Source organism: Thermogemmatispora sp. (assembly GCF_042408735.1).
Taxonomy (GTDB): domain Bacteria; phylum Chloroflexota; class Ktedonobacteria; order Ktedonobacterales; family Ktedonobacteraceae; genus Thermogemmatispora.
On the sequence record NZ_JBHOQV010000156.1, the window covers coordinates 149795 to 175487 of the forward strand.

General features: G+C 61.9%; 19 protein-coding genes. 12 read left to right on the forward strand and 7 right to left on the reverse strand.

The window, feature by feature from the left end; translation table 11 throughout:
- Positions 1 to 214 precede the first annotated feature (214 nt).
- The 4 genes from ACFMO7_RS17940 to ACFMO7_RS17955 are packed head-to-tail and all read left to right on the forward strand — an operon-like array spanning position 215 to position 4621.
- The gene (locus ACFMO7_RS17940; protein WP_376796859.1) at positions 215 to 1216 is read left to right on the forward strand and encodes an ABC transporter permease; all 1002 of its coding nucleotides are present in this window, start codon (positions 215 to 217) and stop codon (positions 1214 to 1216) included.
- Between the two features lie 5 nt (positions 1217 to 1221).
- On the forward strand, positions 1222 to 2220 hold the full coding sequence (locus tag ACFMO7_RS17945; RefSeq protein ID WP_376796860.1) for an ABC transporter permease: 999 nt from the start codon (positions 1222 to 1224) through the stop codon (positions 2218 to 2220).
- Positions 2220 to 3452: an ABC transporter ATP-binding protein gene (locus ACFMO7_RS17950; RefSeq protein ID WP_376796861.1), complete on the forward strand. Its 1233-nt coding sequence runs from the start codon at positions 2220 to 2222 to the stop codon at positions 3450 to 3452. Before ACFMO7_RS17945 ends, ACFMO7_RS17950 begins: the two co-directional genes overlap by 1 nt.
- Positions 3449 to 4621 carry an oligopeptide/dipeptide ABC transporter ATP-binding protein gene (locus tag ACFMO7_RS17955; RefSeq protein WP_376796862.1) on the forward strand — a complete coding sequence of 391 codons (1173 nt, stop codon included), beginning with the start codon at positions 3449 to 3451 and terminating at the stop codon, positions 4619 to 4621. The genes ACFMO7_RS17950 and ACFMO7_RS17955 overlap by 4 nt, the downstream gene beginning before the upstream one ends.
- Here the strand turns inward: ACFMO7_RS17955 and ACFMO7_RS17960 are convergent.
- Complete coding sequence (locus ACFMO7_RS17960) at positions 4612 to 5490, reverse strand: amidohydrolase family protein (protein ID WP_376796879.1); 879 nt, start codon at positions 5488 to 5490, stop codon at positions 4612 to 4614. The two genes, ACFMO7_RS17955 and ACFMO7_RS17960, sit on opposite strands and share 10 nt — an antisense overlap.
- A 91-nt stretch (positions 5491 to 5581) precedes the next feature.
- Between ACFMO7_RS17960 and ACFMO7_RS17965 the strand changes: the two genes are divergently transcribed.
- Entirely contained in the window at positions 5582 to 5899 is a 318-nt protein-coding gene (locus tag ACFMO7_RS17965; protein ID WP_376796863.1) for a hypothetical protein, read from the forward strand.
- Positions 5900 to 5953: 54 nt separating this feature from the next.
- Complete coding sequence (locus ACFMO7_RS17970; RefSeq protein ID WP_376796864.1) at positions 5954 to 6352, forward strand: hypothetical protein; 399 nt, start codon at positions 5954 to 5956, stop codon at positions 6350 to 6352.
- Positions 6353 to 6385: 33 nt separating this feature from the next.
- Here ACFMO7_RS17970 and ACFMO7_RS17975 read toward each other — a convergent pair whose 3' ends face one another.
- Positions 6386 to 8500 (reverse strand): heavy metal translocating P-type ATPase, encoded by a 2115-nt coding sequence (locus ACFMO7_RS17975; protein ID WP_376796865.1) that lies wholly within the window; start codon positions 8498 to 8500, stop codon positions 6386 to 6388.
- 187 nt (positions 8501 to 8687) lie between these two features.
- On the opposite strand from ACFMO7_RS17975, the gene ACFMO7_RS17980 reads away from it, so the two are divergent.
- From ACFMO7_RS17980 to ACFMO7_RS17995, 4 genes are all read left to right on the forward strand, one after another.
- Positions 8688 to 9029, forward strand: coding sequence for a CU044_2847 family protein (locus ACFMO7_RS17980; RefSeq protein ID WP_376796866.1), 342 nt, complete (start codon positions 8688 to 8690; stop codon positions 9027 to 9029).
- Positions 9030 to 9164: 135 nt separating this feature from the next.
- On the forward strand, positions 9165 to 10724 hold the full coding sequence (locus ACFMO7_RS17985) for a trypsin-like peptidase domain-containing protein (RefSeq protein WP_376796867.1): 1560 nt from the start codon (positions 9165 to 9167) through the stop codon (positions 10722 to 10724).
- Between the two features lie 19 nt (positions 10725 to 10743).
- Positions 10744 to 13806: a DEAD/DEAH box helicase gene (locus ACFMO7_RS17990; protein WP_376796868.1), complete on the forward strand. Its 3063-nt coding sequence runs from the start codon at positions 10744 to 10746 to the stop codon at positions 13804 to 13806.
- Between the two features lie 364 nt (positions 13807 to 14170).
- A complete protein-coding gene (locus tag ACFMO7_RS17995) occupies positions 14171 to 15433 on the forward strand; it encodes a hypothetical protein (protein WP_376796869.1) in 1263 nt (420 codons plus the stop codon).
- Positions 15434 to 16755: 1322 nt separating this feature from the next.
- On the opposite strand, the gene ACFMO7_RS18000 is transcribed toward ACFMO7_RS17995, so the two are convergent.
- On the reverse strand, positions 16756 to 18852 hold the full coding sequence (locus ACFMO7_RS18000) for a thiamine pyrophosphate-dependent enzyme (protein WP_376796870.1): 2097 nt from the start codon (positions 18850 to 18852) through the stop codon (positions 16756 to 16758).
- A gap of 415 nt (positions 18853 to 19267) precedes the next feature.
- Between ACFMO7_RS18000 and ACFMO7_RS18005 the strand changes: the two genes are divergently transcribed.
- Entirely contained in the window at positions 19268 to 20200 is a 933-nt protein-coding gene (locus tag ACFMO7_RS18005) for a thiamine pyrophosphate-dependent dehydrogenase E1 component subunit alpha (protein ID WP_376796871.1), read from the forward strand.
- A gap of 6 nt (positions 20201 to 20206) precedes the next feature.
- A complete protein-coding gene (locus ACFMO7_RS18010; RefSeq protein ID WP_376796872.1) occupies positions 20207 to 22267 on the forward strand; it encodes a beta-galactosidase in 2061 nt (686 codons plus the stop codon).
- An 82-nt stretch (positions 22268 to 22349) separates the two neighbouring features.
- Here ACFMO7_RS18010 and ACFMO7_RS18015 read toward each other — a convergent pair whose 3' ends face one another.
- From ACFMO7_RS18015 to ACFMO7_RS18030, 4 genes are all read right to left on the reverse strand, one after another.
- Positions 22350 to 22832, reverse strand: a complete 483-nt coding sequence (locus ACFMO7_RS18015; RefSeq protein WP_376796873.1) for an NUDIX domain-containing protein — start codon at positions 22830 to 22832, stop codon at positions 22350 to 22352.
- 76 nt (positions 22833 to 22908) lie between these two features.
- Complete coding sequence (locus ACFMO7_RS18020) at positions 22909 to 24048, reverse strand: amidohydrolase family protein (RefSeq protein WP_376796874.1); 1140 nt, start codon at positions 24046 to 24048, stop codon at positions 22909 to 22911.
- A gap of 225 nt (positions 24049 to 24273) precedes the next feature.
- Positions 24274 to 24492: a molybdopterin-binding protein gene (locus ACFMO7_RS18025; protein WP_376796875.1), complete on the reverse strand. Its 219-nt coding sequence runs from the start codon at positions 24490 to 24492 to the stop codon at positions 24274 to 24276.
- Positions 24493 to 24688: 196 nt separating this feature from the next.
- Positions 24689 to 25693 (reverse strand): aldehyde dehydrogenase family protein (locus tag ACFMO7_RS18030; RefSeq protein WP_376796876.1); only part of this gene is annotated, 1005 nt, incomplete at its 5' end.

Here is a 25693-nt window from a genome sequence, read left to right on the forward strand (position 1 = left end):
GGGAAGCCGGAGAGATCTCATCGCCAGGGATACTCATCAACTTGACCGTTGTTCTGCTTCGATCTTGATGGTATACTCCCCCCAGATGGGGAGAATCTCTAGGAGCGCACCTTGCCCATCTGCGCTGCACCGCTCGAGCCACGCAGCACGGGCGGGCCGATGCGGGCGCCGTGCAGTGCAGCGTGGCTGGTGGAAGGTACGAAGGAGTCCCTGAATGCGCCACTTGCTTCGTCGCATTCTGTTCTATCTCTTTGCTGCCTGGGCGGCAATTACCCTAAACTTTGTGATTCCGCGCCTGGCTCCGGGCGACCCGGCAGCGGTGCTGCTGGGAAACCTGCAGAGCCGCGGTATCCATGTGGGGGCCGCCTACCTGAAGGCCATCCAGGCCGAGCTGGGCTACAACACCGGCGACCCTCTCCCCATCCAGTACCTTGACTACCTGAATAGCCTGCTGCACGGCAACCTTGGTGTGGCCGTGACCTCCTCCTTCGAACCGGTGACCAACGTCATCGGGCGCGATATCTTCTGGTCGCTGGGCCTGGGCCTGGTCTCGGTGATCCTGAGCTTCGCCCTTGGCTGCCTCCTGGGCATCGTGATGGCCTGGAAACGCGGCTCGCTGCTCGACAGCCTTCTGTCGCCGCTGCTGAATTTCCTGTCGGCCATTCCCTACTTCTGGATGGCCCTCTTGATCCTCTACATCTTCGGCTTCGAGCTGCGCTGGTTCCCTTTGACCGGCGGCTACGATGAGCTGAACGTTGATCCAGGATGGACGCTTGATTTCATCGCAAGCGTGATATATCATGGGATCTTGCCAGCCTTGACGATCGTTATCGCTTCCGTCGCCGGCTGGATGCTCACCATGCGCAACTCGATGATTACGACGCTCTCAGAGGACTACGTGCTGATGGCGAAGGCCAAAGGCTTGCGTACCAGTCGCATTATGTTCGCTTACGCGGCCCGCAATGCGATTCTGCCTAACGTGGCCGGCTTCGCTATCTCTCTGGGCTTCATTGTCGGCGGCCAGTTGCTGACGGAGATGGTCTTCTCCTATCCCGGCATCGGCTACTCCCTGCTACAGGCCGTCCAAAATCAGGACTATTCCCTGATGCAGGGCATCTTCCTGGTCGTCGCCCTCGGCGTGCTCGGCGCCAATTTCCTCGCCGAGTTGAGCTACGCCTTCCTCGATCCCCGCGTCCGCCTCGAAAGGAGCGCCTGACACCTATGAGCCTGGGCAAGGATCTCAAGCACGTAGCTACTCTAGAGCCGGAAACGATCCCGTCAACGTTTCCAAAAAAGTTTCCACGCAGGGATTCGCGGCTTGTCCGCCTGGGCGAGAGCCTCCGGCTCGTCTGGCGGACCTTGACGAGCAATCGCAAGGTGGCGATTGGCAGCAGCATTGTCGCCTTCTTCTTGTTGGTGGCCATCTTTGGGCCGCTGTTGGCCCCTTATGATCCCACCGCGACCTCCAAGCTCTCGGAAACGCCGCCCTCGGCCGCCCATTGGCTGGGCACGACGGCCACGGGTCAGGATATCTTCTCGCAGTTGCTCTATGGCACGCGCAGCAGCGTGTTCTGGGGCTTCCTGACGGGTCTCCTGGTGACCCTGGTCTCGGTCGTGGTCGGCCTGGTGAGCGGCTACTTCGGCGGGATCATCGATGAGATTCTCTCGCTGGTGACCAACGTCTTCCTGGTGATCCCTGCGCTCCCGCTGGCGATCGTGGCGGTCGGCTACTTCCCCAAGGGGCCTCTGACGATCGCCCTGGTGATCATCCTGACCAACTGGTCCTTCAACGCCCGCCTGCTGCGAGCACAGACGCTCTCGATGCGCAGCCGGGAGTTTGTGACCGCGGCCCGTGCCAGCGGAGAAAGCGTCTGGCGCATCATTTTCTTCGAGATTTTCCCCAACGAGATCGGCATTGTGGCGGCGGCTTTTGTGAGCACTGTGATCTTCGTGCTATTGGCCTGGACGGCACTGGAGTTCCTGGGTCTGGGCGACATCAATACCGTGAGCTGGGGAAGTATGCTCTATTGGGCGCAGCAGTCCGATTCGATCTTCTCCGGCCTGTGGTGGTGGTTCGCTCCCCCAGGTTGCTGCATCGCCTTGCTTGGTGCCGCCCTGGCACTGATTAACTTCGGCATCGATGAGATCGCCGATCCGCGTCTGCGCAGCGAGATCAGCGAGCATGTGCCGAAGGAACTCAAAGAGAAGGCGGTAACGTAATGCCTATGACGGACAATCAGACCAACAAGCATACCCCCACCCCCTCCGGCAATGGCAATGGGGTCCTTCTGGAGGTCCGCAATCTGAGCGTTGACTACTATGCGGTCAACGGCATTGTGCACGCGGTCAAGGAGGTGAGCTTCGAGCTGCGACGGGGCGAGATCCTGGGATTGGCAGGCGAGAGCGGTTGCGGTAAGTCAACCCTGGCTTACGCTATCTCGCGTCTCTTGCGCCCGCCAGCCTATATCACCGGCGGCCAGGTGCTCTATCATCCTCGCAAGCATGAGAAGCTCGAAAAAGCCTCGCAAATTGTGGCGATCAGCGATCTGGGCCGCCCTCAGTCCGAGGCGGCTCGCGCTGGGGCGACCGCTGCTTCGCCTGCCCCGTCTCCGGAGACGATCGATGTGCTGCGGCTCTCTCCAGCTCAGTTGCGGGCCTTTCGCTGGAATGAGATGGCTATCGTCTTTCAGAGCGCGATGAATGCCCTCAATCCGGTGATGACCATCGGCACTCAGATCATGGATGTGCTGAAGACGCATTGCCCCGAGATGAGCGCCGCGCAGCGCAAGGAGCGCGCTGCCGAGCTTCTGAAGATGGTCGGTATTGCTCCCGATCGCCTCCGCAGCTACCCTCACGAGCTGAGCGGCGGTATGCGCCAGCGCGCGGTGATCGCCATCGCTCTGGCCCTGACGCCAGAGCTGATCATTATGGATGAGCCAACGACGGCTCTCGATGTGGTGGTCCAGCGCGAGATCCTCGATCTGATCAGTTCGCTCTGCCGAGAGTTCTCAACGGCTCTGATCTTTATTACACACGATCTGTCGCTGCTGCTGGAACTGGCCGATACGATCGCAGTGATGTACGCCGGCAAGATGGTGGAGAAGGCGAGCAGCAAGGAGTTCTACGCTCACCCCCGTCATCCCTACAGCTACGGCCTGCTGAATTCCTTCCCCAAGCTGCATGGCCCCATTCGCCGCATGGCCGGCATTCCCGGCTCTCCTCCCGATCTGCGCGCCGTTCCCGCGGGTTGTGCTTTTCATCCCCGCTGTCCCTTTGCCTGGCAGCCCTGCCAGCAGCTCGAGCCCCAGTTGCAGCCCTCGACGGCAGAGACGCCGCACCAGCTGGTGGCTTGCCATCTCTACGATGCCCATCAACGTCCAGAAGGTCCGCCGAGCAGCTCCGAGTTCGCGGCACGTTACGAGGCTCTGGCTGAAGGGAGTGCAATCGCATGAGCGTTTCTGAGCAGTTGACTGTGCAACAGACTCCTGAGAAGGTTCTGCAGCCGGTGCTGGAGGCAGAGCACCTGCGCAAGGATTTCCCGCTGCGTTCTATCCGCCTCTTCGGTCCCCCGCGCGCTGTCCACGCGGTGGAGGATGCTTCGCTGGCCCTCTACCCCGGGCGCGCTACGGCGGTGGTTGGCGAGAGCGGCAGCGGAAAGACGACTGTGGCCCGCATGTTGGCCCGCCTCTACGATCCCACTTCAGGGGTGATCCGCTTCCACGGCCAGCCCATCGATCTGAAGGCTCGCGGTCAGGCCCTGCGCGCTTATCGGCGCCATGTGCAGTTGATTTTCCAGGATCCCTTCGCTTCTTTGAATCCGATCCATAGTGTGCGCTATCACCTCAGCCGCCCCTTGCGTGTACATGGACATGTCCATAACCGTCGCGAGGAAACGGAGCAGATTCTGGCGCTGCTACGCCGCGTGAGTTTGACGCCCGCTGAGCAGTTCATTGAGAAGTATCCCTACCAGCTCAGCGGTGGCCAGCGCCAGCGTATTGCTATCGCCCGTGCCCTGGCCGTGCGCCCGGAGGTCTTGCTGGCCGATGAGCCGGTCTCGATGCTGGACGTCTCGATCCGCCTCGATATTCTGAACCTGTTGCTGCGCTTGAAGGATGAAGAGCAGCTCGCGCTGCTTTATATCACGCACGATATTGCCAGCGCGCGTTACTTCGCTGAGGAGACGCTGGTGATGTATGCGGGGCAGATGGTGGAAGGCGGCCCCAGCGAGGAGGTGACGCAGCGTCCGAAGCATCCCTATACTCAGTTGCTGCTGTCGGCAGCTCCCGACCCCGACCGCATGATGAGCGGCCAGACGGTGCAGTTGCCGGCCCGCGGCGAGATCCCCAGCCTGATTAATCCCCCTAGCGGCTGCCGTTTCCATCCGCGCTGCCCTCATGCGATGGAAATCTGCCGCCAGCGCTTCCCGCGCCGCACTCAGCTGGGCAACGGACATTGGGCCCATTGCTTCCTCTACGGCGATGGCGATGGGGAGCCGGTGACCAGCAGGCCGCTTAAGGCCGCCAGCAGTGCTGACGGGGCCAGCCCCAGGCCCGGCCCGGCTGCTGGCTCTAACTCCTCTCAGCTCGCTGGACCTTCCGAGGACGTCAGCCTTCAATCGTAGAGGCTGCTGGTGATTGGGATCTGGCCACGCTTGAGGCCAGTGCGCGCGACGACTCGTTCTGTGAGTCGTCGCGCTTGTTCTTTGTCTTCTTCCTCGTGAAGGGTGAGGACGCGGCGCTTCTCCATGACCAGGGCTCCGTTGATGATGCTGCGCTTGACGCTGCTGCCTTTGACAGCATAGACCAGGGTCTGGATGGGGTCGTTGTAGAGGATCCATCCAATCTCGTCGTCCCAGAGCAAGGCCCGCGCACCTTCGATGGTGGCCAGACGAATGGCCTGCTGTGCCGGCACCAGGGAGGGGTCCAGGCGGGCCTCTTCAAAGAGGCCCGCCGCCAGGTAGAGCTGGCGCGTCATATCCAGGGTCCCAGAGACGGAGACGCCGTCGCAGCCCAGGGCAACTGTGATGGCTGCCGCCAGCACTTCGGGATATTGGCGGATGCGCGTGGCCCCTCTGGCGATCTTGAGAAGGTGCCTGGACAGAAGGCCACTTTGGTTGCACGCTGCCCCAGGAGGGTAATTTCGCGCTCTTTGATGGCTGCGGCGTGAGCCAGCACCAGGTTCGGCCCCAAGACCCTCTATGTGTTCCAGACGCTCTACGGGCCAGAGGCTATATTTTTGCTGGCTGAGCCGCGCTTCCTCAATGGAGGAGGCAATATGATAGGTGGTGCCGACGCCGAGACGCCCGGCTAGCTCGCGCGCACTGCGGTGGAGTTCGGGACTACACGGCTCTTTGCCTCCGATGTTGACCCGGCAGCGGGTGCGTCCATTGGCGTAGTGGTTCCGGCGCTTGACGCAGGCTTCGAGAGCGACCAGGGCTTCATCGGCGTCGCGGAAGGACGACGGGATGCTCTCGGGCTTGACACATGCCAGCCTGGAATGTCCCTCAGGCCGCTGTCCGAACTGTGATAGCGGTCAACGTTGACTTTCAGATCCAGCTGCGCGGACTGCACGCTCTCTTCTCTTGCAAGTGCGCGAGCAGCTGCGCCCTCTGCTGGATATCGAGAATGTCGCCTTTCCGAACCGCCTGGGGAGCGTTCAGGGACGGCGCGGGCGCAAGCTGCTGGCGGCTGCTCTGGAAGAGGGAGCCGATGCTATCGGCGGGACTCCTCTGGCTGAGGAGGATCAGCGCGCCTTGATCGATGAGGTCATTCGTCTGGCGCTGCGCTATGGGCACCTGCTCGATCTGCATATCGATGAGTCGGAGTCGCCGGTCGGAGTCGCCAGCCGATTTCGTCCTGCCTTATCTGGCAGAACGCCCCCTCCAGGAGGAAGGTTTTGAGGGACGGGTAGTCTGCCGGACACTGTTTGTTCGCTGGCTCCTGCCGATGAGGCAATGGCTGCGCGGACAATCAAGCTGGTGGCCCTGGCCCGCATCGCAGTGGCAACCCTGTCTGCAACGAATCTTTACTTGCTGCAGGGCCGCCGCGGGATCCCGCGCGTTAAAGAGCTGCTGGCAGCGGGCATTACGGTCTTCTGCGACTCGGATAAGACCAGGGATATGTTCAGTCCCTTCGGCAGCTCCGATCTGCTCCAGATGGCCCAATTGCTCGGCTGTGCAGCTCAGAAGGGAAGCTCCGAGAAACGACGTTGGCTGCCTGCAAGCATTACCACGAGCGCGGCCCTGGCTCCGGGCCGGCGCGCCGGTTTGGGGGTGGGACAGCCCACCGATCTGCTGATTCTGGACAGTCAACAGCCTGAAGATGCTCTCTCGGACCTGCCGCCCCGCCTCTAGGTGATCAAGCGCGGATGCGCCGTCTGGAGCGCTTCACCGGTCGGCCCGGGCCACGATTCTCTGCCGCAGGAGGCGCGTTGAGTTGGCCACGATGCCCAGGTCGGGCAGCGACTGCGCCGCTGCGGCCACAACGGGCGACAGCAGTCCCCAGGCGGCCAGGCTCAGCCCTACGACATTGTAGAGCAGGGTGAAGGTAAGGTTCAGGAGCACAACACGCCTGGTGCGCCGCGCAATTCTCACGAGCGCCGGTAGCAAGCGCCAGTCTTCGCGCAGCAGGACCACATGGGCTGCCTCCAGAGCGACAGCAGTGCCCACAGCGCCCAAGGCAACACCGATGTCGGCCTGGGCCAGGGCCGGAGCATCATTGAGGCCATCGCCTACCATAACGACGGTGTGCCCCTGAGCCTGGTGGGCTTTGACAATGGCAATTTTGTCTTCGGGGAGCAGGCGAGCACGATAGCTGATCCCGAGCGGCTCCGCCAGGCTGGCAGCGGCTTCCTCATGATCGCCGGTCAGCAGCTCGATGTGACGGAAGCCGAGGGTCCGTAGCTGGGTCAGAGCTTCCTCCACCCCGGGACGCGGCCTATCACTGGCGGCCAGGACGCCAACAAGCCGCCCCTGGCAAGCCACGAAGAGCAGGGATTTGCCCTCGGCGGCCAGCCGCTGGGCTTCAGCCAGGCGCTGGCCCTCCGGCAACAGGGAAGCATTGCCCACGGTCACCTTGCAACCCTCGACCGTGGCCCGCAAGCCCAGTCCTGGCAGAACCTCGAAGGTTTCGGGATCACTCACAGCCACCCCCTCGCTGTGAGCCGCCTGGCGCACAGCCTCAGCTAGTGGATGCTCCGAGTAGCGCTCAGCGCTGGCGGCTAGACGCAGCAGCTCATAGCGCGTCATCCCCGCTAAAGGGATCACCTCACTGACGACAGGCAGGCCAGTTGTCACGGTTCCGGTCTTGTCGATAAGCAGCACATCGGCCCGTGCCAGCAGCTCTAGATAGGCGCCCCCTTTGATAAGCAGGCCGTGTCGCGCGGCGGCGGTGATCGAGGCTAACATGGCGATGGGCGTCGCCAGGGCAAGCGAACAGGAACAGGCCACGACGAGCACTGCTGCAGCGGCCAGAGGGTCGCGCCGCAATAGTAGGGTCAGGAGAACCACGGCCAAGACGACCGGCAAAAACCAGGCCGAGAAGCGATCGGCCAGACGCTGGATGGGAGCACGCTGGGCTTCGGCTTCCTCGACCAGCGTTACAATGCGCGCAAAGGTGGTATCGCTGCCGGTCCGCAGCGCGCGGATGCGCAGGCTGCCGCCCTGGACGAGGGTTGCAGCAAAGACCCGGCTGCCCGGACCAGCCTCCAGCGGCAAAGCCTCACCGGTGATGGCCGCCTGGTTGACAGTAGCGCGGCCCGCTACAACTTCGCCATCAACGGGAATAGCCTCCCCCGGTCGGACGATTACAATTTCATCCGGCACTACCTCTTCGACGGGAACCATCTCCTCCGCTCCTGCCCGCAGGAGGCGCGCCTTCTTTGGGATTAGGGCAGCCAGCCCTTTGAGAGCCTGGCGCGAGCGCTCGCTGGTCAGGCGCTCGCTATAGCTACCGACATGCATGAAGAAGACTACTACGGCTGCCGTCGGCCACTGACCAACCAGAAGGGCGGCTAGCACTCCCAGGGACATCAGGGTGTGGGAGATAACGCGCCCGCGGCGGGCCGCCCGCAGAACGTTCCAGAAGATGGGAGCAGCCGCCAGCAGGGTCAGGCCAACTCCGAAAGGCCAGGGAACCAACCCACTGAGTCGCTCGCTCAGACCAAGCCACTCGCCTGCCAGATCCAGCAAGAGAATAGCTCCAAAGAGCAGGGCATAGAGCACCAGAAGGATGCGCGCCAAACGACGGGGAGTCCAGGCCGCTTCTTCCCTTGGCCGCTGGGCCAGCGGACTGGCCTGATAGCCAGCTTGAGCCACTGCCCGACAGAGGGTCAGCGTATCCGTCCGCTCCGGATCAACGGTCAGGACGGCCTTCTCGCTCCCCAGAAGCACCGTGACTTGCAGTACGCCCGGGACTGCTTCCAGAGCTTCACGTACATGGCTACAGCACTCGGGGCAGTCCATACCGCTAATAGCTAACTCTAACCGCTGTAAGGTCTGCATGATGGCCGCTTTCCACTCTTCTCCTCAATTTCTGGTCCGGTCACTCGTCTTTTCTTTATAGAAGCACAGAGCAACCCATCTGCGCAAGGCTCTCTGTCTTCGTAGGCCAGCATCTACCTCTCTGGGTTCGATCGACGTTGCACAACGACAGAAGAAGAAGAATAGTAGAAGAATAGTAGGAGAAGAGATGAAGAAGCTGATCAGGTTTCCCCTTGAGAGCGGTGGTCAGGTAGTCGTCGAGGTCGAAGAGGAGCCGCAGGAGAGTGGGGAGCGCGTGCCCGTGGCCCGCTTCCGCCTTGAGCCAGAACAAGCCATGGGGACCCTGGAGGAGGCCCTTGAAAAGGTCTTTCCTGCTATCAAAGCGGTGACAGGGAAACTTCAGGGCCTGGACCTCAAGCCCGATGAGGTTGAAATCAACTTTGGAATCAAGCTTAGCACTTCTATGGGTGCAGTGATTGCCGCCGCCGGAGCTGAGGCTAATTTCGACATCACGCTCCACTGGTACAGTCAGAACCGTCCAGACAATTAGCACTGTTTCGAGGACCGTAGGAGGAGCCTCGCTTCTCCTGCGGTCCAGTAATTGACAAATATAGAATTGAGTTATATACTTGAATGACACAGCGAGCAATGATAGCCATTCACTGGGGGTAACCGAGCCGCAACGATGCCAGAGTTTGAATCTGCCATCCACAGAGCTATCGCCCGCATCCTCTCTCCACCCTCACACATCTATGGCGCAGGCTTTCTGATCACTCGCCGACGTTTGCTGACCTGCGCACATGTGATCAGCGAGGCGCTGAACTGCACAGAACTGGGAGAACCAGAGAGAGGCCGGGTTATAGTCGATTTTCCGCGTCTGCCCGGTTCCCCTCAGCGATATGCGCAAGTGATCTATCTGGATCCCTCTGAAAAGTATGACCTGGCCATCCTGGAGCTGACGGAAGCCCCACCGGCGCAGGCTCGCCCGGCGCCTCTTACAGCACCCGGCAGCAATGATTTCTGGGACCACCCATACTGCGTATTGGGCTTCAGCGACCGGGAGGGAAAAGGAGTTTGGGCATCGGGTCGGTTCCAGGGAGCCGATCAAGATGGCATGATCCAAATGGCCAGCGATCCTGGCTCGCAGAATATCATCCAGGAAGGATTTAGCGGCGCTCCCGTCTGGGATAAGCAACTGAGGGCCGTCGTCGGAATGGTCAGCAGCGTGATCTTCTGGAGCAAGATCCCGGCAAGCCGCCCTCTCATGCTGCCGCTCCAGCTCGTGCGCCAGAGCTGGCCACAGCTCGCTGGCTGCCTTGTTCGGCCTACGCCGAACTCCGGAGGCACTCCAGCGATCCCTGCCGACCCCGCTATCGAGCAGCAATGGCGGGCTGGGCAGCTTGTCGAGATTGCCGGCCAGCAGTATCTGCTGAAGGAGTCTCTCTACGAAGAGCAGCTCGCCGACCCTCCCACGTTAGAGCGCTGGTATCTGGCCCGCCCTTTCCCTCGGGGGCAACGATCTCTCCCAGGAGGAATTGAGCACGTTCTGCTCAAGCAGCTCTTGATCCTCAAACCAATATTCCAAGAAAGGTCAGTAATAAAACAATTAGAGGAAGAGAGCAATTTACTGCAAAGGCTACCTTCTCACTCGATTTTCCCCTCCCGTTTAGCCGTAGAGGCCGGTAGACAGAGTTTCACGCTCGTTCAACGCTATCCAACGGGGAAGCCTTTGAGCCTCTGTTTTCTCGAACAGGAGAAGCCGGCAGACCCTTTCAGGGCACGACAGTTGCTGCGCAGCCTTCCCACCTTTTGTCGTAATCTGGCTGCTCTGCATCGGCTGGGCTATGCCCATCGCTTGCTTTGCGCCCAGAGCTTGCTGCTAGAGCAGGCAAGGCAGGGACCCCCCGTGCTGCGCCTGCGTGATCTAGGGCTGGCCACTCGTCCCGCACGGGTGGGTGAGGGACCGCCAGGCTACGCTGCTCCGGAGCAGCTCTATGCCAGGTACCACATACCCGGCACCGATATTTATCAGCTTGGGGCCTTGCTCTACCACCTACTGACCGGCAAGAAGGCCAACGCCTTCCTGTATGAGCCACCTTCTCCCTCTTGCCTTGAGCCAACGCTGCCTCCAGCGCTCGACCCGGTTCTTATGCGTGCACTTGAGCGGGAGCCAGCGCGGCGCTGGCCCGATCTGGTCACTTTTGCCAACGCGCTCGCCAGCACCTTGCAAGACTGGCGCCACTAGCGAGGAGGGACAGAAGACAATGCCTCTCAGCAGCCTGACACTGCGTATGATGGTTCTGGTTGTTGGCAGGCTCGCTCTGACTTTGCCCGAGCAGCGACGGCGCTATCCTGCCTGGCCCGCCAATCTGGGGCGCCTCCAGCAAGAGCTGCAAGATTCCTACCGTACCATCCCTGTTCTGGTACGCGGCGACCCCGCTAGAAGGCAGCTGTCTCTCCTGCTCTGTACCAGCACCTATGCCCTAAAGGTGGCTCCTTCTTCCAAAGGCGACGCCTATGTCGCCCTGGGCATGCAGCCGCTCGGCCACCGGGAACATGACGCTCTGGCTCGCGGTGAGGCGCTGCCGCTGCAGGTGGAACGCTGGCATCTTGTTAACGACTTTTCGGAGATCCCTCGCGAGTGGCAGCCTTGGCTGCGCAATGGCTATGAGCAGATCGTCGCCAGCTGGCGCTACCAACAGAGCCTACGAGAGCAGCAGGCTGCCCTGATGGCCCTGGGCGCCCAACAAGGCGAAAAAGCCATGATCAGCCCGGCACAGGAAGCGCTCCTGGCAACCCTGGAGCGCATGCTTCGGCTGACCCGCGAGGTCGAGAGGGCCAGCGAGCAGAGGCAACAGCCGATCTTCTATGGCACAGTTGAGCCTGCCGGTCAGGCCCGTTACAGTGGGCGGGATATTTATATCTTCCATCTGGTGGATCCAACCCAGGCGGCTCAGCTGGAGCGTGGCCTCTTTCTGACACTGGAAGAGCATAGAGAGCTACGCGGCTATGTGCTCGATATCCAGGAAGACCGCTTCATCGTTCAGTTCGAACGCGCCGTTGATCTCGACGACTTGCGGCCGCCGCAAGCCTTCCTGCCGCTTGGCACTGAGGCCGCCTTCCGCGTGCAGCTAGAGGCTGTTGAGAAGTTGCGCAACGGCGCGACAGAGAATCCGTCGCTGCTGGCGGTGCTGGCGGAAGGCCGCTACCAGCCCTATCGAGAACCTGCTCTCCGGTCTCATCCCCGCCTCAACGCGGCCCAGGCCAGAGCCTTCCAGCGGGCCTTCGCGGTGAAGGATGTCTTGCTGATTCAAGGGCCACCAGGAACAGGGAAAACGCACACGATCAGCGAGATTGTGCGCGAGTGCGCCCGCCGCGGTGAGCGCGTGCTGGTGACGGCCCGTACACATAAGGCTGTTGATAACGTGCTTCAGAGCCTCCCGAGCGAGCTGAATATCCTGCGCGTCGGTCAGGAGCTACTGGTCTCGCCAGAGATGAGAGGACTCCTGATCGATGAGCAAGCTCGCTCGCTGCAGACGAGTCTTCTTAAGGCCACGGCAGAAGTACGCCGGGCTTTGGAAAGGCTGGCCGCGCATCAGGAGGAGATCGATCGTTTTGTGGCCCAGTTCCCTGAGATCCGGCAACGATTGACAGAGCTGCAGGCCGCCTGTAGCGCAGCCTGGGGGCGCTATCAACAAGAGCGCCTGCGTCTGCAGACGGCGCTCAACCAGAAGCGCGAGACCTTGCAGCAGCGTTACTTCACGGGCCAGCAGCAACTGGAGCAGGTCCGTCGGAGGGCCGAGCGCCTGACCCGCCGCCTTGCCAGCGCTCGCAGTCGCCAGGATTGGCCGTTGCTGGGCGGTTTCTGGCGCTGGCGCTTGCCGCGCTTGCAGCAGGGCCTCACAGAGCTGCAACAGGCTTTTCAGGCAGCCGCTGCGCAGTTGCAGCAGGTTTCCCTTGGCCTTGCTTCCCTGGAGCAGCGCTTTGCTCAACTGGAGCAAGAGGAGCCGCTTGCCTCCTTGCGACGCCACTATGAGCAGACAGTCATCTCTCTTCAGCATGCACAAGAGGCCTCCTCTCACCAGCTCAAGCGCTTTCTGATGGAGCTACGAGCAGTCCTTCCAGCCCAGGACCTGCCCAGGCCAGTAGACAACGCTGCTTCATTACTGCCGTCGCTAGAGGAGTTTGCGCGACGCTGGCCCGCTCGCTGGCGCCCTCTCCTTGGTCACCGCCTGCAGTTGTTGCAGGATTGGCACCGTACGCTTGAGGTCCGGCACCAGGATCTCTATCCGTTGTTGCTGCGCATGGCCAACGTGATCGGCACTACCTGCATTGGCTCAGCGACCGCGCGCATTCTTTCCGATGTGACCTTCGATCTGGTCCTTGTTGACGAGGCCGGTCAGATCGGTCTTGCTGACCTGCTGGTTCCGCTGGTGCGTGGCAAGCGCGCCGTGCTGGTCGGAGATCATCAGCAGTTGCCGCCGCTTGTCGACCAGGCGGTGCTTCAGCGCCTGGCCATCCTGGACCAACAGACAGAAGCAAGCAAAGAAGAAGATGTCGAGGAGGAAGATGCGGCCAATCTAAAAATGATGCTCACCAAAAGCATGTTTGAGATCCTGGCCGAGGGCGTTGATGAGCAGCATTTTGTCATGCTCACCGAGCAGTATCGTATGCCTGAGCGGATCGCCAGTCTCGTCTCAGCGCAGTTCTATGGCGGGAGGCTACAGACCGCCAGCCTTCCTCGCCTGCAGCGCTCTCGCTGCGAGAGCGATCCGCTCTTTCCGGCCCCTTTGACCTTTATCGATACAGCAGAGATGGAGAGTTCCCACCGCATAGAGCGTGGCCACTACTACAACGAGGCCGAGGCCCGCATTATCGCTGAGCTGACGATGCGAGCCCAGCGGCAGGGGCGAGACTGGCGTATCATTGTGCCCTATCAGGACCAGGCCGTCTGCCTCCGACGCCTGTTGGAGCAAACAGCGATAGAATATGGTCTGGATCTGCAGTCGCTGATTGCAACGGTTGATTCGTTCCAGGGTGGGGAAAGCGATCTGGTACTTTACAGTTTTACGCGCAGCAATCCCCGCCACGCTGTTGGCTTTCTGCAAGAGCAGCGACGTTTGAATGTGGCTCTGACGCGCGCACGTGAGCAGTTGATCCTCGTTGGGGATAGCAGTACCTTGCTCAATGCGGTCAGTGCTGGCCAACCGGCTGAGGATTTTCGCCGTTTGATGCAGGCTCTCCTGGACCACGCTCGTAGCCGGGGAGAATATTTGAGCTTCCGCGCCTGTCGCGCACGTCTGAGCGCGCGCCTAGACCGATGGTGACTGGGCTGATGCTGAGCAAACGGCGCGCTGGAGCAGATCCGGGAGAGCCAGAAGAGGGGTCAACTGGTCAACAACCCCTGGCTTGAGCCAGGGGCTTGCCCGCAGCCTCGTCAGCACGGGCTTCGAGGCTGGTTGACGGCAGCCTACTGCCCCCTGGGAGGGTACAGCCAGCGCTTGGGCTGGGGTGACCTGCTTCCCCCCTCGCGAGGTGAGGCGAAGCTGTGGCTGACCACTGGCCAGTGCTGTTGGCCTCACGAGGACCAGGATCTCACCAGAGACGGCCGTGTCAATCCCATACAGAGCGCCAGGAGGGAGCCGCCTTCCTCCCCCGGATGAAGCCAGGGGGCCCCGGCGGCAGGTCGTTATGGAAACGAAAAGCGAGCGTCTCAAGAAGCTCTTTGTTTCTTCGAATCGTGTTCTCGCGACGGTGCAGGCCGTGACAGGGTTGGTACCGCTGCGTCAGTTTCGCCTGTTGTTTCCTCTATGGTGCATCAGCATCCAGGGTCGCCAGTACGAGAAGCGCCCCTATGAGCTGCTGGAGCGTTTTTTGGAGCGTGCCATCGGTGAGGCCGAGCTACAGACAGCGGGAGAGCTGGCACGCTTTTTCGGATTGCCGCAGCCGGCGGTCACTAAAACACTGGACTTTCTGCGAACAGTGGGCCACGTGAGCGGCGACGACGAGCATCTGCGCCTGACCGATCTTGGGCAGGCCTCACTCCAGAGCGGGCTGTTTCTGCGTCCCTTGGAAAGCCAGCGCCTGCTCTATTTTGAGGCTTTTGACTCGCAGCCCCTTCCTAGAAGCTATTATGAGTATGAATCGCTTATTCTCTCAGAGGCAGAAGCTGCCCTCCTGAGCGACCGCACTATCACGCGCCTCTACAGCGGCCAACTAGAGTCGTACTTCGATCCTCTCCGGCTGCGACAACTGGCTGAGCGGCCCGACCGTGAGCAATATAATCTGCCTTCTGAACTGGAGCTGGGGCCTGATGCCATCAGAAAGGTGACCCGAGCCTATTTTCCTCTAACGGTGATCGAGGCCCATGCCTACGATAACGGCGACCGGCAGGGATCAAGGCCACACTATCTGGCGCTTTCACCCATCGCCGGCCATCGCGATCTCTTCTTCGAACGCCTGATTCAGAACAAGCCGGCAATCGCCTACTCATTTCCGACGCTGGATGAAAGGGAGATTCCTGCAGCAATCGAACGGCATGCCTCGCGACTGGGAGTCCAGCTCCCGGGCGAGGGGCGAATCGCTCGCAGTCCCTCTGGCCTCTGGCAGCTTGTGCTCTCGCCACGGCTCTTTCAGAAGGCAGAGGCCGGCCCGGGCCTGGCGCTACGTTTGAGCGATCTGGGCAACGTGCGCCAGGAGGATGGGTATTTTTTTCAGCTCTGGTGCGAGGATAAGATGCTGCGATGTCGCAGCGTCCTGGAGCAGACACTGCTCTTTATGGAGCGCGAGCAGCGTAAGAAACAGCCCCTCTTCCGTGCCAGCATTCTGCAGGTCATGGAACATGTCAGCCGACGCCTGGCTCTGGCTCCGCCGAGTTGGCAGGAGTTAATAGCCTTCGCTCGTGAGCAGAGACGCGAGGATCTCTTTGAGGAGTTGGGCGCCGACGCCCCTTAGAGCGGGTTCGGCCAGAGGAGTGGATGGCGCTCCTCTCAGGCGGCCTCCTTAGACGCGGGGGAGCATAGACCCACTCTTCTCTCTCTTTCCGGTGCACTGTGGAGGCCTCACTGTGTTCTCTCTGCACTTCTGCCACTGCCGCCCCTCGATAGCTCATACACCCTGGATACACTGATAGTCTGTTGTCCATCGAGAAGCGTCGGAAACGCGCCTCTTTCTGCGCAGGCATAGGAGGCCCGGAGATGACCTGGCTCTGGCTCCGCTGCTCATACTCCGCCGCTCATAGAGAAGGACGTTCTTCTCTGCCTGCTGTAGCCCCGTTTTGGAATGCCTTCTTAGCTCTCTTCCGCCAGAGCCTCTCCCAGCGTCGGCGCTCCAGCTGGCCTCGCTCGCCTGGCCAGCCGCATCTCCTGAACGAGAATGGTTCCCCAGGAAGCAGCGGTCCAGCTTACAGCTTATCCGCTACCTTCACAGCACACGCACCGCGGAATCGGTGGCACGGTGAGAGCATGCCCTGAGCCTGCCTGCACCTGTCCACTTACACCACCTGGCAAGAAGGAGCGACCCAGGGCGACCACCTCCTTTGGAGAGAAGGTCGCGTCCCGCATCGCTCCCGATAAGAGATCATCAGAACATTGCGGCGGCCCTGGGGAGGAATCGCCGCCTCGAGGTAGCCGTCGGCCTGTTGTGTTGGAGCCAGCACAGATACCGGGGATGGATATCGACCCCGCCCAAGCAGACGCTGGGCCAGTGCTGGACCGTGACGTGGCTCAGCTTCCGCTCCCCGAGCTTTATCGCCAGGGACCTGGGCCTGCACCAGGTCTCCGGTCCCGACCCCAGAACCATCTGGCGCGGGCCGCAGGACAAACGAGCAACCCGTACCGGTCCGTCCCGCCCCGCTGCCGTTGCCCGTGTCCGGCTGTCTGTCTGATGGTCAACGAGGGTAGAGCCGGATAGTCGGCCAGAGGCGCCGGCGCAGGCAGCGTCGAGCGAGTGGGCTTTGGGATCCCCCAGCTGCCTGGGATTGTATTGGGTCCGGCCCCCGGTCCCAGGTTCGACCGGCGAAGCTGATGGTTCAGTGCTCAACGGGTGCGGTTTACCTCCTGTTCACCGCCGCTTCCTGCCGGACGACAGGGACTGGGGCTGGCGCGCACCCCGGGGTGTCGTGACCGGGAGAACGGAGTCCGAGAGTCCCAACAGCGCGGGCTGAGGCTGATCAACCCGCGGCTGGCTCAGCGCCAGCCCCAGCTAAAGCCGGGGGTGGTTGAGTGCAGCATGAGGCTGGTAGCCGGCTGGCAACTGTGCTCGCCAGCGGTCATGCCCTACTCGGCCAGCAGCTCCTCCAGGCAGCGCTCAATCGTGCGAGCCGATGGATAATAGGCCGTCTCCTCCGGCTCATTGTAGGGCGCCGCCGGCGCCGGCAGAGCCGAAATCAGACGCGGGGTGGCATCCAGATCATAGAAGCAATGTTCTACAATCCATGAATGCACATGGCGTGCAAAGCTGGTCAGGTCAGGCTCCTCGGTGACTACCACCACGCGATTAGCCTCGCGCACTGCCGCCCGCAGCGCCTCCTCGTCAAAGGGCATCAGCGTTCGCAGGTCGACAATCTCGATCGCTCCACCGTAGCGCTCGACCACATTGGCCGCAGCGATGCAGGCTTCCAGGACCATCGTTCCCCAGCTCACAATAGCCACCCGCGGCCCCCCCTGACCGATACGCATGCGGCGCGCCTGGCCGATCGGCAGCGTATAGTAGCCCTCGGGCACCTGCCAGTACTGGGCAATGACCTCGATAGGACGCCCGCGACTATCCCTGGGTGGCTCCGAGCGATAGAGACGCCCGCGCTCCAAAAAGACCACCGGCGACTGGGAACGAGCCGCCTCAAGCAGCAAGCCTTTGGCATCGAACGGCGTCGCCGGACAGAGCGTAATCATCCCAGGTACGTTCGTAAACCACTGCTCACCTGCATTCGAATGGCCAAAGGCACCGCCGCCAGCAGCACTGTTGGAGATGGGACCGCCACCTCCGCTTCCGGACTTTGTACGGATGAGCAGGGGGACTCGCCAGTCGCCGAAGTTCTGATATGAAATGCGCGCCGCCAGCCGAATGGTCTGTGTTGCCGACTGATGATAGTCGACAAACTGAATCTCGGCACAACGCGCCCGCCCATCGATCATAGCGGCACCGGCGGCAATCCCGACAATCAGTTGCTCATTCAGGGGACTACTGATAGCTCTCCCAGGAAAATGTGTAACGAGCGAGGCAGTGGCGCCAAAGACGCCCCCCTTCGGGCTTCCCACATCCTGACCATAGACAAAGAAATCGGGATCGCGCTGCGCTAGCTCCGCCAGAGCCTCATTAATGGCTCCCAACATCGTTGTCGGGCGCCTGGCTCCGCGCGGCGTATTTTCCTGCCATTGGGGAACATAGATCACATGTTGCAGGACTCGCTCGGGCGTCGGTTCCGGCTCCTGCAACACGCGGGCCTCGGCCTCCTCCAGCTCGGCCCGCACCTCGCGACGCAGGCGCTCGAGGTCAGGCTCCTGGAGATAGCCGTGCTCCACCAGCCAGCGACCGTAGTTAGTCACCGGATCTTTAGTCGCTCGGGTAAGCTCGATCTCCTCTTTCTTGCGATAGGAGTAAATGTCTGTACTGCTGGAATGGGGATCGAGCAGGCCGAGCTTTAGATGCATCAAGGCAGGGCCCTGGCCCGAGCGCACGTACTCAGCCAGGCGGGCGGTAGCTTCAAAGACAGGAATCGCGTGAGTGCCGTCCACCTCTTCGGCAAAGATCCCGGCGGCCCGCGCCCACTCGACCAGGGAGCCGGCCCATTGGACCGAAGACTCGGTTGTGATCGCCCACCCGTTATCTTCGACAATCATCAGGACCGGCAAGCGATGCACCGAAGCCTGGCGGAAGAGGACATTGAAATCGTTGGTAGCCACGCCGCCATCGCCGGTCGAAAAGACCACAATCTCCTTGCTCCCGCGCCGCTTGAGCGAGAAGGCCACTCCACCCGCAAAGGGCGCCAGGGCCGCCACCTCGCTGAAGGTCGGCAGAATGCGATAGCGCCGGCTGCTGTAGTGCGAGGGCATATTGCGACCGGCACACATCGGCCCTGTCGTGCGCGAGTAGGCTTCCCGCAACGGACCATAAATGTCGCCCGTCCGCTGCAGCCAGGCCGCCAGGTCACGATAGTAGAGGGAGAGCCAGTCTTGCGGATCAACGGCAGCTACGACTGCGGCCATACTCTCGTGCCCGCCGCACCCAATGTAGAACGGAAATTTACCCTGCGTCTTGCGAATCTTGAGCAGCTCGTTGATGCTGCGCGCCATCAGCATGGTGCGATAAAGGGCGACGGGATCTTCAGGCCGCGCACCCGTTCTGGATTCCGCTGCCTGCACTTCCAGAGTCATTGCTACTGCCTCCAATCGTCTACGCTGACATCTCGACCCGGCACCATTGTCCAGGGTTTTTTTCACTGGCATTATAGAATCGCCTCCTGTGAAAAGCAACCACTGGAGCCAGCAGCCTGACCAGAAACTCGGGCACAGAAGGTCCTACCGGCACCAATTCAAGCCCCTGGCTGTCCGGCTGCCCCCAGGTCGCCCTGCCCCGGAGAGCCTCCAGCCTCGGCTCCGCCCGGCTCGGTCCCACTCACTCCACGCCAGCCCCCCTCCCTCTCCTCCCCCCTCTTCCGTGCTATTGCTAGCCCTCGGCCAGAGGGCGTATAATGAGCAGTGCATCTGGCGATGCACCGGCTTCCTTCTAAGACCGTGCAAGACAGGATCAAGGCGTGAATCGTATGAAAACGCACTCGGTGGTGTCGACGTGGAGCTAGCGATAACTCAGCCTTTACTATCCACGACGCAGCTACGCGACCTCTATCAGCGCATGTTACTCACACGCCTGGTCGACGACTACTGTTGGCGACTCCATCAGAGTGGGCGCATCGGCTTTGTGGCCAGTTGTCGTGGTCACGAAGCTGCTCAGGTTGGCAGCGCCGCCTGCATCCGCCCCAGCATTGATTTCACTCTGCCCTACTACCGCGATCTGGGCGTCGTACTGACGCTTGGCATGACGCCTTACGAGGTCTTTCGCACCTACCTGCAAGGCTGGCCCAGCCGCCTGGCAGAAGCGCATCCCTCGCGTCCCATCCAGCACTGGGGTTATCACAAGCACAATATGATCAGTGGTCCGGTCCCTGTAGCCACTCAGATCCTGCATGCCGCCGGGATCGCTTTCGCCTGCAAGCTGCGCAAAAGCTCCGCCGTTGCTATCGCTTACTGCGGCGATGGCGCCACCGCTGAACCGGACTTCCTGGAAGGGCTAACCTTCGCCGCCCAACAACGCCTGCCCGTGCTCTTCATCTGTGAGCAGGACTGCTCGCTTGAGGCTCAGGTCTTCCGTCTGACCCCCGCCAGCCTTCCCCCCGGCCTGACCTACCGCTGCGTCGACGGCAGCGATATCCGCGAGGTCTACGCCTTTACAAGCGAGGCCCTGGAACTGGCGCGTGCCGGCCAGGGACCGATCTTACTGGAGATGCTGGTCACCCGCGGCTCCCCATGGCAGGCCGAGGCCGAGTGCGACCCCCTCTCCCACTGCCGTCGCCTGTTGGAGCAAAGCGGCTCCTGGACGGAGTCCTGGCATCGCCAGCTTCAGGAGCGTCTGCGCGCCGAGGTTGAGCAGGCCCTGGAGGATGCGCTGCGCGACAGCCGGCAGGGCGAGCCTGACCCTGAGTCCCGGCACCACAAAGGAGTGTGATAGGTTATGTCGTCCCCTATGCCTTCCGCCACCTCTCAGCAGCCTGAGCGACCAACAGCGCTCTTCGGCACCCTGCTCTACGGGGCCGACTACAATCCCGAGCAGTGGCCCGAATCCCTCTGGCAGGAGGACATGCGTCTCATGAAACTGGCCGGCCTTAATATGGTCTCCATCAATATTTTCTCGTGGGCGCTGCTTGAACCAGCCCTTGACCACTACGATTTCTCGCAGCTCGATCGCCTGATGGACCTGCTGGCCGAGCATGGGATCGCTGCCGACTTGGGGACCGCTACCGCCGCTCCTCCGCCCTGGATGTGCCGCGAGTATCCTGATATCCTGCCAGTCACGCGCGAGGGCCTGCGCCTCTCCTACGGCTCGCGCCAGCATTTCTGTCCCAATAGCAAGAACTATCGCCGTGAGGCCGCCGAGCTGGTGCGCCAGCTCGCCCTGCGCTACCGCCGACACCCGGCCCTGCGTCTGTGGCATGTCAACAACGAATATGGCTGCCATGTGCCAGCCTGCTACTGCGATAATTGCGCGGTAGCCTTCCGCTCCTGGCTCCAGCAGCGCTACGGCTCGCTTGAGACCCTCAATGAAGTCTGGGGTACGGCCTTCTGGGGTCAGCGCTATGGCCACTGGGAGGAGATCATCCCGCCACGCCTGACCCCGGCTCAGCCTTCGCCGGGTCTCTGCCTTGATTACCAGCGCTTCATGTCCTCCTCGCTGCTGGAGTGCTTCCTGAACGAGGCCCGCATCCTGCGCGAGATCACCCCCCATGTGCCAGTCACCACGAATTTTATGGCCGCTTTTAAGCCGCTGGACTATTTCGCCTGGGCCCCCCATCTGGACGTGATCGCCTTCGACAACTATCCAGCCCGTAGCACGCCTCCCAGTGAGATCGCCTTCGTTCACGACTTGATGCGCTCGCTGCGCAATGGCCAGCCTCACCTGGTCATGGAGCAGGCACCCGGCCCGGTCAACTGGCGCCCCCAGAATCCTCAACGGCGGCCCGGTGAGCTGCGCCTGCAGAGCTTGCAGGCGCTGGCCCGTGGGGCGGACGGCGTGATGTACTTCCAGTGGCGCCAGTCGCGAGCGGGAGCTGAGAAGTTCCACAGCGCCGTTGTCTCCCACGATGGGAGCGAGCAGGCCCGTGTCTTCCGCGAGGTCGAGGAGATTGGCGCCGAACTCAAGCAGCTCGCTCCTCTGATCGCCGGCAGTCGCGTGCCGGCCCAGGCTGCGCTGCTGATGGACTGGGAAAACTGGTGGGCTGTCGAGTATCAGCCAGGCCCCAGCGATCGTCTGCACTACTGGGATCTCCTGCACGCCTACTACCAGCCTCTCTACTCCCTCAACGTGCCTGTGGCCGTGGTTTCGCCTGACAGCAACTGGCAGGGCTACCGCCTGCTGGTCGCCCCCCTGCTGTACCTGCTGCGCCCTGGGCTGGCCCAAAAGCTGGAGCACTTCGTGGCGGCAGGTGGCACCCTGCTGATCACCTTCTTCAGCGGTATTGTCGACGCCTACGATCGTGTGGTGACTGGTGGCTATCCGGCTGAGCTGCGTCGCCTGCTTGGTCTGCGCGTGAGCGAGTTCGATCCGTGGAGCGAGGAGATGAGTAATACGTTGGTGATTGAGGAGGGAGCGCTGCAGGGGCGTTATGCCTGCAGCCTGTGGGGAGAGGTGCTGGAGCTGGAAGGGGCTCAGGCCCTTGGTCGCTTCGCCAGCGATTACTATGCCGGCAGCCCGGCTCTGACGGTACACCACTTCGGCCAGGGCCGCGCCTACTATCTGGCGACGCAGCCAGAAGCTCCTTTCCTCCGACGCCTGCTGCAACAGCTCTGCCAGGAAGCCGGCCTGGCCCCAGTGCTGGAGGCACCCGCCGGCGTCGAGATCTCACGGCGCGTCGCCGCCGACGGTCGCAGCTTCTACTTTCTCTTGAACCATACCAGGCAGGAGGTCACACTTAGTCTACCCGCCGGCCACTTTCGGCGCCTGCCCGAGGGCGAGATAGCCAGCGGGCAGCAGCGTCTGGCACCGCTCAGCGTCCTGGTGCTTCAGGAGCGAAACTAAGCGCTGAGCACGCTTCTGGCCGAGGCCGGGCTTGCAGCAACAGCGGTGGCCAGACAGACAGGGCCTCCACGGCCCGGCCCTCTTAGGGCGCGCTTGCCAGCCCTTGATCCTCCGCCGTACTGCTGCGCTGGGCCCGCAGGACGGCCTCCGCGCGATTGAGCAGGGCGTCCTCAATACGCTGCCGGTGCTTGGGCAGCGTATTGGCCGGCAGGGCCTGGGGCGGGAAGTAGCGACAGTCGCGCGCCTCCTGCGTTGTGGTGAGCCTTCCCCCGACAACGCGGCAACGAAAGGTCAGGACCACCTCCTCTTTCTGAGGCTTGGAGTAGACGCCCACGAGCCGCTCAACAACCACCTCAAGGCCGGTCTCTTCACGCACCTCACGCCTGACGGCCTCATCGACCGTCTCGCCCAGCTCCATTCCTCCCCCAGGCAGGTTCCACCAGTCGATGTCGTTGCGATGCACGAGCAGAATGCGCCCCTCGTCGTCGAAGATCAGGGCAAAGACCGCGACCCGAAAGCGGGCCAGGCTCTCCGCCGACGCTTCCTCCTTACGCTCGGCTCCCATTGGATTTTCTCCTTTCTTGGGCCGCATGCGAGCCAGGCCGGAACGGCTGACCGCCTGACGCCCACTGCTGGCCCGGCTAGTCACTGAGACGGTAGAGCTGCCAGGCGTTATCATGAAGGATGAGCCGAGCTATATGACGAGCCTGCTCATAATCTAACTCCCCGGCATCGATCATCTCTTGCAGCACCTGCGCGAGAATCGTCCGTCCACGTAGAGCTGCCGCCCAGTGCATTTCTGGTAGATGAATGCCATCGGAGCTATAGACAAGTTTGCTGGCGGGAGCTACACCCAGGGCCTGGCGCGTGAAGGCCAGCATTTCCAGCCGATCGACAAAGGGAATACAATATGACAGATCGAAATAGACATGGGGATAAATCGCCGCCAGATACGAGCCTAGCTGGACATAGGGATAGCTCTCATGCAGCAAAACGATGGTCATCCCGCGGTAATCATCACGCTCCATGATGTTGCGCAGATGGAGTGGGTTGCCCAGCAGCAGATTAGTATCGCTATCGCCGTAGCCCGTATGGAACTGCACCGGCAACCCCTGTTGCGAGGCCGAGCGGAAGGCGATATGCAGCAGATAATCGAGTAGTGGCTTATGGTTAATACGCAAGCTGCCCTGCCGCAGCCCTTCGGCTCGCGCCTGAGCAAAGGCCGCCACCGCCTCATCCTTGGTCCATTCCAGAATATTCAAGCCCGTGCGGTAGGCCACAATCGTTTTGAAGCCACAATAGCCGCGTTGGCGGATCGTGCTCACTTCTTGCTCGTAGTGAGCCACCATCTCATCGAAGTCGGCGTAGGCCATGACCAGGCGCTGCATCAACGGCTCCAGGCGGAAGAGCCTGGCTGCGCGACAGTGACCTAGCTCGCCCATGCGCTCCGGGGAATAAATGTGGGGACCTTCAGGGAAGCCGGTATCGACGACCAGCGCCGCAAAGTTGGCCGCCTGCAGGAGGCGCGCCAGCAGCGTATCGCTTTCCAGAGCGTTGCGAGCCGCGATCAGGGCCTCCTCGCTCGCCGGGCAGCCATAGAAGGCCGTCGCCTGGCGTACCAGCCAGAGATAGTAGACCGACCTGGACACATGATGTTGGGCGAAGCTGGGGTCCGCGGCTTCGGTGAAATAGCTACGGAAACGTACCAGATCCATGTGCTGGTCTAGCACGACCGGGTGACAGTGATTATCAACGAGCGGGATATCGCTGAGATCGAGCATGGTAACCCTCGCGCGCTATCTATGAACTGGGGTCGTCCCGCTCATGATAGCAGCCCCGGGGGTCAACAATCAAGCCCCGCCGGGCCGCGGCCTGGCTCCGAGCTGGCCTCTTCCCCCCTCTGCCGCACCCGCAGCCGGGGGAGGGTCCTCTCACCGAGAGGGGTGCCCGTCTCTCCGGTCGTTTGTCTGCAGAGCCAGCCTCGGCCCGCGCAGGCCTCTCTCTGCTCAGACCTCTTTGCCGACCATGACCTCGGTCGACTTGATGATGGCAACAACCTGATCGCCCGGTTGCAGCTTGAGGCTCTCTGCAGAGGTACGCGTGATGGCGGCAACCAGTTCCTGTCCATCTGGCAGGCTCACCGTCACCTCGGCCATCACATCGCCCAGCTTGACCGACTTGACCGTCGCCTGCAAACGATTGCGAGCACTGAACTGCAGCGTCATGGCGCTCCATCCCCCTTTCACTGACCCAGGCGACGGGCCTCTCCCAGCGCAGATGCCAACCAGCCCGAGGCCCAGGCTCAGAAAGATCGCGAGCACGGCAGCCCCTCTCCCGTGTGGAGAGAGGTTCCGCCATGCTCGCCCGTCATTCATCCCCTTGCACTCACACTAGCAACACGGTGTCGGGGCGCCTGGGGCTTCAGAGTCCGATACAGACCGATTTCAGCTCGGTATAGTTCTCCAGGACCTCGTGGCCCATCTCGCGCCCCCAGCCGGATTGCTTGTAACCACCGAAGGGCAACGCGGCGTCAAAGACATTATAGCAGTTGATATAAACCGTGCCGGCCCGTAGCTGTTGCGCCAGACGATGAGCCTTGCTGATATCGCGCGTCCAGATGCCCGCCGCCAGGCCATAGACTGTATCGTTGGCTACCGGCGGGATCTCGTCCAGCTCCTTGACAGGCATGGCCGTGACCACCGGCCCAAAGATCTCCTCCTGCACCACCTTCATGTCTTGACGGACGTTGACAAGGACTGTCGGTTCGACAAAGTAGCCCCGCTCGCCGTAGCGCCTGGCCCCGCACAGCGGCCTGGCGCCATCGGCCAGACCGGCCTCGATATAGCCGGAAACGCGCTGCAGCTGCTCCTCCGAGACCAGCGGCCCCATCTGCGTTGCCGGATCAAAACCCGGGCCGAGGCGGATCTTCTTGGCCTCCTCAGCCACACCCTCCACCACACGATCAAAGACTTCCTGCTCTACGTAGAGGCGCGACCCGGCACAGCAGCACTGACCGTGGTTGAAAAAGATGGCATGGGCCGCCCCTTTGATGGCACGGTCCAGGTCGCTGTCTTTGAGCACGATATTCGGCGACTTGCCGCCCAATTCCAGAGTCACTTTCTTGAGATTGCCCGCGGCAGCATGAACGATGAGCTTGCCTACTTCGGTCGAGCCAGTGAAGGCGATCTTGTCGACATCGGGATGGGCCGCCAGCGCCGCCCCGGCGGTCTCGCCAAAGCCGGGCACGATGTTGACCACCCCGTCAGGGAAACCAGCCTCCTGGATCAATTCTCCCAGGCGGAGGGCCGAAAGGGGCGTCTGCTCGGCTGGCTTGAGGACGATCGTGCAACCAGCGGCCAGAGCCGGAGCCAGCTTCCAGGCCGCCATCAGGAGCGGGAAATTCCAGGGGATAATCTGCCCAACAAC